Below are 9,140 nucleotides of genomic sequence, written 5' to 3'. Positions count from 1 at the left end.
TTGAGTAGGGCGAGTTCCGTCCGATTTTAAGCCTGTGGACTGGTTGAGTGCCGACACCGAAGCGAGTGAAACAGGAAGCAATCCGGATAATGTCTAACAAGATCCAATTTTGTCTAGCTTTGTCCAAGTGTTGTAGAACGGCGTGTGCTTTATCATACCGATGTGCGCCCACTCATGGTGAATGAGTGTTTGATACTCGTCGATGAGTGTTTGATACTCGCCGATGAGTGTTTGATACTCGTGAATGAGTGTTTGATACTCGCCGATGAGTGTTTGATACTCGTGAATGAGTGTTTGATACTCGTGAATGAGTGTTTGATACTCGTGAATGAGTGTTTGATACTCGCCGATGAGTGTTTGATACTCGCCGATGAGTGTTTGATACTCGCCGATGAGTGTTTGATACTCGTGAATGAGTGTTTGATACTCGCCGATGAGTGTTTGATACTCGCCGATGAGTGTTTGATACTCGTGAATGAGTGTTTGATACTCGTCAACGAGTGTTTGATACTCGTCAACGAGTGTTTGATACTCGTCAATGAGTCATGAGTCAACAGCCTAGACGCGCCAACGGAACGTCTCTACAATCCGGGCTAGCCGTTGCCATTCCCATTCCCTGTAGTCGCGAGAACAGTATCAGCTAACTTACCCGGAACTTCCTGGAGATGATCATACTCCCAGTTAAAGAAGCCAATCCCTAAGGTGAGCGATCGCAACTCGATGATAAAGTCATGCATCTCCGCCTGAGGCAAATACCCAGAAATACGATCCCATCCATTCCAACCCGAAACCGGTTCATAGTTGAGAATTTGTCCCCGACGCCCGGATATCAGTTGCAGCGCTTTCGAGGTAAATTCCGTTGGCGCAGATACCTGAATTGCCATAATCGGTTCCAACAGTACCGGATTACACTTGGGCATTCCTTCCGTCATTGCCACTCGTGCGGCTTGTTTAAACGCCTGTTCCGAACTATCAACGGAATGGTAAGATCCATTGGTTAAGGTGACTTCTACATCGACGACAGGGAATCCCAAAGGACCTTGGGACAAATACTCCCGCACCCCCGTCTCAACACCCGGAATATACTGTTTTGGCACCACTCCACCGACAATCGTTTCCGAGAAGCTAAAGCCTTCACCGCGCTCCATGGGCTTAATATCCAGGTACACATCCCCAAATTGCCCATGACCCCCACTTTGGTGCTTATATCGCCCGTGGGATGAGGTGGATTTACGAATCGTTTCTTTGTAAGGAATCCGAGGGAGATGAGTATTCATCGGCAAATTATATTTGCGCCGCAGTCGGTCTAATGCCACTTGCAGGTGAATTTCACCTTGTCCCCAGAGGATAATTTCATGGGTATCCTCATGTTGTTCCCAAGCTAATGACGGATCTTCTTCTAAAAGCTTCGTCAGCGCCCCACTGAGTTTAACTTCATCTTTGCGCTGTTCGGCAGTAATCGCTAAGCCATAGACGGGTTTCATTGCTGGGGCTTTCGGTAATTCTTTTGCCCCCTTCTCGTCTGTACTCAGGGTGTCACCGGTGTGAATCCCTTCTAATCGTCCGATCGCGACAATATCACCTGCCTTTGCCTCTGGGGTAGACTGTTGTTGCTGACCAAAGATATGGTATAGTCCACCAGCCCGAACCCCATTGAGAACCGCACCATCGGTGAGTTGACCTGCCCAAACCCGCGCTAGAGAAAGTTTGCCTCCTTGGGGGGTGTAATAGGTTTTCAGTACCTGCGCTACCGTTGCGCCACCTTTACCCGTTAACCCCCGACGAAGAGCCGTGGCTTCTGGGGTGGGGGCTTCCCGTAATAGGGCGTCAATCAGGTGGCGCACTCCATAATCTTGTTCGGCGACACCCATAAATACAGGCACAATTAAATCCGCCCCTAATTCCATTTTCAAATCCTTGACAATTTCCTCTTGGGGCGGTTCAATTTCCTCTAAGAGTTCTTCGAGTAAGTGGTCATCAAAATCTGCCAACGCTTCCAGCATTTCTTCCCGTGCGGCGTGTTCGGCGTCTTTGAGGGAGTCGGGCAGGGGTATGGGGTCTGCTGGAGCGCCTGTATGATAATGAAAAGCTTGTTCTGTGACTAAATCAATAAACCCGATTAGCTGTTCTCCTTTGCCAATCGGGTACTGGTGGGGAATGATCGGGCGGGAGGATACCCCTTTCAAGGCGTCTAAAATCTGGCGATAGGGTTGACCGCAGGCTCCCCCGTCACAGGAGAGTTGATCGATTTTGTTGACAAAGACGAGGTGGGGGATTTTCCAGTCATCTAGGAACTTGAACAAGGGGGCGAGCATCAGCACGCGATCGCTGGTTGGTTCGCAGACGACAACGGCGGCATCGACACCCATCAGAGCATTATAGGTTTCTATTGCAAACTCAATCGAACCCGGACAGTCAATCCAGTTAAAGCGAATACCCTCGTATTCGGTACTGGCGACATTAATCTCCACCGTCATCGTGCGATCGCGAGCTTCGGCGATCGCATCCCCTACCGTGTTTCCATCTTTGATGCTTCCTTTGCGAGATGTTGCCCCAGTAACGAACAACAAACTTTCTAACAGGCTGGTTTTACCACTCAAATAAGGACCCACAATTGCCACATTACGGATGGCGGTTACAGCGTTTTGGTTCATAATTTTCCCCCGGACTAACGGTAATTCGGTGATTGGTTAAGGGAGTGAAGTCTTGTCTGCTCTCTCAATTCAGCGATTGGTTCACCTCTTAATCTGCCCATCTGTGGCATTTATCGTTTGGCTGAGCAGATGATCAACTCTCTGTTTATCAAATTAGCGCGTTCTGTCCTCAATTTGATAATTCTGGCGAGGTTGGGTCAGGAAAATTACCGTTAAAGTTAAGTAACATTGCTAGATATCAATGAGTGCTAATTTTCATAGCCATATCTGTTGCCCTAATGTATAATTCATAAGATAAGTCAATTTAACATTTTTTTAACATTTTTGGATAATGGTAGCTGAATGGGGAAACCAGAAAAGCCGGAGGAAAGGTTTCAAATCCTTGAGGCTTAACGTGAGCTTACTGTTGCTGAGTATTAGCATTGATCCAGTTGCGGCTCATCCTTCCCTAGCATCAGAGCAGGTGGGCAGAGTTTCCCTGAACCCAGACGCGCCATGGCACGTCTCTACATACAAGCCTGCATTCCTATTGCAGACACAAGGTGCTCATGATCTGGCTCAATCTATCCCTCCCCTGAAGCCAACCCAACCCGCTGCACTAGAACAGCTAAACCAGGGATTGAGGTTAATTCAGCAAGGGAATGTAACCCAAGCGATCGCGGCATTTCGTCAAGCGGCACAACTCAACCCCCAGCTTGCCCCAGCGCACTATAATTTAGGATTAGCCTTGCGTCAAGCCGGACAATTACAAGCAGCCGCCGATGCATTTTACCAAGCGACTCAGATCGATGCCAAGTTTGCTCTAGCTTACGCGAATTTAGGCGCAGCGTTGTTAGAAGGGAAGAATTTGCCCCAAGCACGGGATGCTTTGAGACGAGCAATTGAACTTGATCCGGAGTTGGGGGTCGCCCACTATAATTATGGGTTAGTGCTGTCTGAATTGGGAGAATATGAGGTTGCGATCGCGGCGTTCCAGAAAGCGATGCAGTTGAGCCGCAATGCGCCAGAACCTACTTATCATTTAGGACTGGTTTATTTGCGACAGGGACAGCTTGATCAGGCTAAAGCCGCATTTGAGCAAGCCATCAAAATCAGCCCCCAATATCCAGAAGCTTACTATAATATAGGGTCAATTTTATTTGAACAGGGAGATTTAGATGGAGCGCTAGAAGCCTTCCGCCAATCTGCTGAAAGTAACTCTAACTATGCCAATGCTTATTATGGGGCAGGTTTAGTCTTTCTGCGCCAAAATCGATTCAGCGATGCCCAGCAAGTTCTAGAATATGCTAGAGACCTTTATCAGACTCAAGGTAACGCTCAGTGGTCAGCCTTTGCTGAACAACTGTTGGAGCAAACTCGCGATCTTAACCGTTAGCTAGGGCTTGCTGCACCTTATCGAATACGAATCTGGATTCCCGAAGAGCGATCAATCAGATCTAAGCTGTGGATGCGGACTCTACCTGAGCGAGATCGGTGTCTGGCAGACCGAGTTGTATCAATAATCACAGGATCAACCAAGATAGAATCCGAAATAGTCGAATTGATAATTGTGGGGTTAATTAGCGTAGAATCACGAATGGTTCCCCGAATCGGCTCTTGATATCGAGTATAGTCGCGATCGCGATAGTTGCGATAGGATGAACCTTCAGAGGAAAAGGCACAAGGTTGACCTGTGACCCGATTCATGGGTATTGGTGATGGAATGGGGCTACCGTAAATCACCGAAGTACAGCGCGATGACTGAATCGGTCTAGCCTCTACAGCGCTATCCCCCACTATCATCCAAGCCACTCCCACGGTTAAAGGCGTGAGCATGATGTTCAGCCAACGGCGTTGTCGGAGAGAAAATTTCAGCATCGTTTTACCTCAAAATATGTTACGTAGCCATTCAGCGATTCAGTGAAGCGCAAAAATTTATCTTGTATCCGGCGATCCTGTTCCCTTACCAGTGTAACTATCCCAGTGAATCCGGCTGTCAGTCTCAGCGTAAGTGAAGTCAGATTGAACTGTTAGTTCCTTAGCGCTTTAATTCCTTCAGGTTTTCGTGTAATTTCAAGATATAAGCCTAGAGCCAGATCTAACTTCACCCAATGGCACGAATCAGTGTCTCGATGATGTCAAGTTTTTGACCAATGACCAATGACCAATGACAAAGAACAATTCCGCATCGAATACCAAACTGGAAAAGCTACCTTTGAGCGGGGTGACTATCGCGCTGCGGTGAAGCACCTCGAAAAAGCCTGCGCTTTGATTAACCGCAATTCTCGTTTAGGGGGAGAGGCGCAAATGTGGCTTGTTACAGCTTATGATGCAGCCGGACAACAAACTGACGCGATCGCGTTAGGTCAGCAACTGACAAAACATCCTGATCTGGATATTCGCAAACAGTCTACCAGCTTACTCTACATCCTACAAGCCCCCCAGCTCAAGCGACCTGAGGAATGGATGACCAAGATTCCCGATTTAGGTGCTATTTCTGAAAGTGATCCCATAGATCGTCGGGGTAGCGGGGTGAGTAGAAGCAATCCCAGTTCAAAAAGACAAATTGAACCAGAGGCGATCGATATGAGTCAAGTTAATACCAAAGATAATCAATTTATCTGGGTGGCTCTGGTTGTTATTGCCGTATTAGTGGGTGGACTCTTATGGTGGGGAGTGTGAGATAACCGTGGCAATTGCCGTGTTGGACTATGGCAATACCTCTGGACAAGAACTCGAACAACCCGTGGGATTTAAGGTGAGAGTGGAAAATGGGGTTGTTGATACGCGCTATTTGTGGTCAGGTTTAATTGGTTCGGGAATTCTAGGGATTATGGCGATCATTGCCACACCCTTTTCTGGGAAAGTCGCGATCGCAACCGCACTCTGGTTCCCGTCGAGGTTGTTCACATTCGCCCATATCCTTTATCGGATTATCCCCAAGATAAACACCCTTCTCCATAAGTAGTCAGTCATACGTCAGATGATGGTATTTGTTTGGATTGGAATTATTGTAATTATTGCTACTGCTGTTGTTTTGCTAGTTCTTCAGCAACGGGGACTTTGATCAGGACTAGGTGAAAGTCGGCGTTTACCTCTGCAAAACCTACCGTTTTTACCCTGGAAGTTGGTGATATTGTCCAATACATGGGGACAGATTGGGTAGTGGAAGGGCAACTGACTTATAATGTAGGCGACTATGCTTGGTATGAGTATTTATTGCAAGATGGAGAGCGTATTTGCTGGCTTTCTGTGGATGAAGATGACCGAGTAGAAGTGGCATTATTAGAGCCAACGCAGCAGTTAGAAGTGAGTGGAGAACCCCCCAAGCAGCTAAACTTTAGCGGTGACATCTATCGCTGTGTAGAATCTGGCGTGGCTCAAATGACGCGCACGGGTACAACGTTGCGCCGCACAGCAGAACGTTGTCGATATTTTGATTATGAAGGAGCGGATCATCAGGTTCTCTCGATTGAAGAATGGGATGGTAGGATTGAAGTCACCGTGGGAGAGCGTATTAATCCGAGAATGCTGAGTCTTCTTCCGGGGACAGGTCAACGGTTGTATGGCACTTAAGCGCTTTTAGTAATCGATTCTTCAGTTAGGTAGGACACTATCTCTCAACCTCTAATCAAACTCAGGCAGATCAAATGGGTTAAGTTTTATTACAGCAAAAAAATTTAACGAATTGTGACTCCTAAGAATAACTCTAATGGGTGAGGCTTTTTGATCCCCGTTAAGTGTACCTTACTACTACCGACGCCAAGTACCCCACACCCAAAACCATGAAATCTACCGCACTCGACAAGTTTATTCACTTCTTACGAGAGGAGTTAGCGATTCCATCGTCAGCGATTTCCTTAGCCTTACGCCATCAGGAGGAGAGTCCTAATCTATTACCAATGACTCTATGGCAGTACGGACTCATTTCACTGGAGCAATTAGACCGAATTTTTGATTGGTTGGAAACGGCACAGCTTACTCTGTAAGTCCTCTTTAGATTTTAACCTGCCTTGATACTGCTATGTTAATTAAGGATTGATTGGTGCGTTAGCGAAACGTAACGCACCCTAAAGTTTGGCTGTAAATACTTATAACTGGGGATTGGGTTTTTTTAACGGCTTTGGCAATGGCACGTCTGGAGAATGCTGTGCTTGATCAAGCTTATAGCCTTCAACTTGAAGTTGTTGCACGAATTGGGTTGACTCAAAGTGGGTTGGTTGTGTTGACGTTGGCAACTGTTCTTGTCCTTGACTTTGGCGTCGAAGTTGTTTTAGTTTCGCTTTTCGTCCCATGATTACTCCCTCGATAAGGACTTAACAAACATCTGATGTTCTGCTGTGGCTATCCCCTGTTGGATGATTTCCAATACCTTGGTTAAATCTCCAGCGAGTAAGGCGGATTGTTTTAACCACAAGCCAGGAAAGATTTCACAAAGAAAGGGCGGGAGGATGGAAGCCCAGCTAACTGGGATATATGGAGCGAAATCTCCATAGAATCTCCCTTTTTCTAAAAGGGTTAAGGTTGACGCGATCGCAGATTGATCTATCATGGTTTTGTTCTCCTTGAGTTGAGCCAGATTCAGCCGTCAAAAGTGACGCCACCAATATTGTTCTAGCTGATACCGTTGGCGCAAGTGTTGTAGGGCGGCTGTTGATAGCAATCCTTTGATCAGGGCAACGAATTGTCCCCAAGCTAGCAACTGCGATTCACTCGTTGCTCGGTTGAATTGGTATCCATAGAATGTTGTCCAAAATTCAGGGGCAATTCGAGACTTCCAGCGCTTGCGCCAACGCACTATATCTTGAGGGGTGGGAGATTCGGCTTCCAGGATTGGTGGAAAATCGGCATAGCTGACAAATCGGCTCAACCCTTTACCGTGAACATAAACAATATGTTGCCAGCATTCGATGCGATAAATCTCGTCGGGAGAGCGGTTAAACAGCAAGGAAACTGTCTCGACGGTGACGAATCGTGCTAAGGGATGACGGGTGGACGACTTGTAATTTAGTTTTGACTCTTCAAAGGTGGGCGTTTTTGTGGTATGTGTTGATAACATAGAAGATACTTCCCATTTAATGGGGCATTGGTGCGATTGCTCCACAGTTTTCTAGGCTAGAGGGCGATCGCTTTTTCAGGTTCTCTCATTAAAGGATGCAACTGCATCATTTGTCAAGGATGGGGTTAGTTAGGCTAAAGATTCGAGAACTTGCACAAGAGAAGGGATGGACGTTGAAGGAAGTGTCCGACCGTTCTGGTGTAATTTACAGTACGGTGAGAAGTTATGCCCGTCGTTCCGAGTTGTCAATGGTAGATTATACTGCCCTCTATAAGTTAGCTCGCACGTTTGATGTGATGATTGAGGATTTGGTTGAGATTTTAGAGGAGTAGAAACAAGCCGTTTTGGATCGCTGCAACCGTTGATATACCGTAGGGTGGGCATTGCCCACCAACCTGAAGTCAGTGCCACTCCTCCTAACATACTGTGTCAAAATTGACATAAGTTTTCAGAAGGGCAAACCATGGTTTGGGCGACAGGGGATGCACTTTATAACGGTAAGTACATCCTAGAAAGACAACTGGGACAAGGGCGTTTGGGGATTACCTATCTGGTAAAGGATAGAGACAATTGTCGCTGGGTAATCAAAACCTTGAATGATGCACTCCTCAACTCCCTCACCCCACAAGAACAAAACCGACTGGAAACCAAGTTTTGTCAGGAAGCGGTAAAACTCAATGGTTGTAATCATCCTCATATTGTCAAAGTCCGAGAACTTTTTAAAGACGGGAAACGGTGGTGCATTGTCATGGATTATGTGGATGGGATGAGTTTAGCCTACCGCGCCCAGAAAATGCTCCCAGAAGCCGAAGCCCTCAATTATATTCAGCAAATTGGTGAGGCGCTGATTGAGGTGCATCGGGATGGTTTGATTCATCGGGATGTGAAACCGGGTAATATTATTCGCCATGTTCGCGACGGAAAAGCGGAAGCTGTTTTAATTGATTTTGGTATTGCTAAAGAACTTATGATGAATCGTGAGCAGCAAAAATATTTTCTTGAAAACGGAAAATATTCAAAGTCAAAACATGAATTAAGTCTACTTATAAACAACACTAAACAGTACATATATTCGAGTCATATATCAACCATAAAACAACCTGAAAGCCTGCTAAATAAAAGCATCGGAAAATTAGGATTTGCTTTAGGTATTAGTAATTCAAATACTAAAACCGATATTCAGGGTGTATTTAATTATGGAATATCTCGTAATAATAAGCTCAAGAGCTATGTCGGGGCTGTAGTTGTTAGAGAATTATCAAAGATTGATGAACCAATAACACTGTCAATTTTATGTGAGTCAAAGTCTCTGGACACACCTCCTCCTGAACCAATCTATAAAAATGGAAAACTTGCGTGCAGCTCTGGTACACAAGAGGTTTCACCCTGAATGTACGATCGCACTCCAATGACTAATCACACTTAATCAATACTACGATAAAATTAGA

12 protein-coding genes are annotated in these 9,140 nt (G+C 46.1%); 7 read left to right on the top strand and 5 right to left on the bottom strand.

All coding sequences use genetic code 11. The annotated features are described in order from the left end of the window. Nucleotides 1-593 precede the first annotated feature (593 nt). Nucleotides 594-2,654, bottom strand: a complete 2,061-nt coding sequence (locus RIM23_RS19155; protein ID WP_446368719.1) for an elongation factor G — start codon at nucleotides 2,652-2,654, stop codon at nucleotides 594-596. A 553-nt stretch (nucleotides 2,655-3,207) separates the two neighbouring features. Between RIM23_RS19155 and RIM23_RS19150 the strand changes: the two genes are divergently transcribed. After that, nucleotides 3,208-4,029 carry a tetratricopeptide repeat protein gene (locus RIM23_RS19150; protein ID WP_446368724.1) on the top strand — a complete coding sequence of 274 codons (822 nt, stop codon included), beginning with the start codon at nucleotides 3,208-3,210 and terminating at the stop codon, nucleotides 4,027-4,029. Between the two features lie 17 nt (nucleotides 4,030-4,046). Here the strand turns inward: RIM23_RS19150 and RIM23_RS19145 are convergent, their stop codons facing one another. Further along, the gene (locus RIM23_RS19145; RefSeq protein ID WP_446368718.1) at nucleotides 4,047-4,511 is read right to left on the bottom strand and encodes a hypothetical protein; all 465 of its coding nucleotides are present in this window, start codon (nucleotides 4,509-4,511) and stop codon (nucleotides 4,047-4,049) included. A gap of 282 nt (nucleotides 4,512-4,793) precedes the next feature. Here RIM23_RS19145 and RIM23_RS19140 point away from each other — a divergent pair, with 282 nt between their 5' ends. From RIM23_RS19140 to RIM23_RS19125, 4 genes are all read left to right on the top strand, one after another. Beyond that, nucleotides 4,794-5,315 carry a hypothetical protein gene (locus RIM23_RS19140; RefSeq protein ID WP_446368717.1) on the top strand — a complete coding sequence of 174 codons (522 nt, stop codon included), beginning with the start codon at nucleotides 4,794-4,796 and terminating at the stop codon, nucleotides 5,313-5,315. A 7-nt stretch (nucleotides 5,316-5,322) separates the two neighbouring features. Further along, nucleotides 5,323-5,601, top strand: a complete 279-nt coding sequence (locus RIM23_RS19135; RefSeq protein ID WP_446368716.1) for a hypothetical protein — start codon at nucleotides 5,323-5,325, stop codon at nucleotides 5,599-5,601. 179 nt (nucleotides 5,602-5,780) lie between these two features. Then, nucleotides 5,781-6,209, top strand: coding sequence for a DUF4178 domain-containing protein (locus tag RIM23_RS19130; RefSeq protein ID WP_446368715.1), 429 nt, complete (start codon nucleotides 5,781-5,783; stop codon nucleotides 6,207-6,209). Between the two features lie 209 nt (nucleotides 6,210-6,418). After that, nucleotides 6,419-6,622 carry a DUF2949 domain-containing protein gene (locus RIM23_RS19125; RefSeq protein WP_446368714.1) on the top strand — a complete coding sequence of 68 codons (204 nt, stop codon included), beginning with the start codon at nucleotides 6,419-6,421 and terminating at the stop codon, nucleotides 6,620-6,622. Nucleotides 6,623-6,724: 102 nt separating this feature from the next. On the opposite strand, the gene RIM23_RS19120 is transcribed toward RIM23_RS19125, so the two are convergent. The 3 genes from RIM23_RS19120 to RIM23_RS19110 are packed head-to-tail and all read right to left on the bottom strand — an operon-like array spanning nucleotide 6,725 to nucleotide 7,692. Then, complete coding sequence (locus RIM23_RS19120; RefSeq protein ID WP_446368713.1) at nucleotides 6,725-6,928, bottom strand: hypothetical protein; 204 nt, start codon at nucleotides 6,926-6,928, stop codon at nucleotides 6,725-6,727. Nucleotides 6,929-6,930: 2 nt separating this feature from the next. Next, a complete protein-coding gene (locus tag RIM23_RS19115; protein WP_446368712.1) occupies nucleotides 6,931-7,185 on the bottom strand; it encodes a hypothetical protein in 255 nt (84 codons plus the stop codon). 36 nt (nucleotides 7,186-7,221) lie between these two features. Continuing rightward, nucleotides 7,222-7,692: a hypothetical protein gene (locus RIM23_RS19110; protein ID WP_446368711.1), complete on the bottom strand. Its 471-nt coding sequence runs from the start codon at nucleotides 7,690-7,692 to the stop codon at nucleotides 7,222-7,224. Nucleotides 7,693-7,811: 119 nt separating this feature from the next. On the opposite strand from RIM23_RS19110, the gene RIM23_RS19105 reads away from it, so the two are divergent. Both RIM23_RS19105 and RIM23_RS19100 read left to right on the top strand, forming a co-directional pair. After that, entirely contained in the window at nucleotides 7,812-8,024 is a 213-nt protein-coding gene (locus RIM23_RS19105; RefSeq protein ID WP_446339693.1) for a helix-turn-helix domain-containing protein, read from the top strand. Between the two features lie 131 nt (nucleotides 8,025-8,155). Continuing rightward, nucleotides 8,156-9,082 carry a protein kinase domain-containing protein gene (locus RIM23_RS19100; protein ID WP_446368710.1) on the top strand — a complete coding sequence of 309 codons (927 nt, stop codon included), beginning with the start codon at nucleotides 8,156-8,158 and terminating at the stop codon, nucleotides 9,080-9,082. Nucleotides 9,083-9,140 lie beyond the last annotated feature (58 nt).

Source organism: Coleofasciculus sp. G3-WIS-01 (genome assembly GCF_040223135.1).
GTDB lineage: Bacteria > Cyanobacteriota > Cyanobacteriia > Cyanobacteriales > Coleofasciculaceae > Coleofasciculus.
Note: the sequence above shows the minus strand (reverse complement) of the source record. Positions and strands in the feature narration are given on the sequence as shown.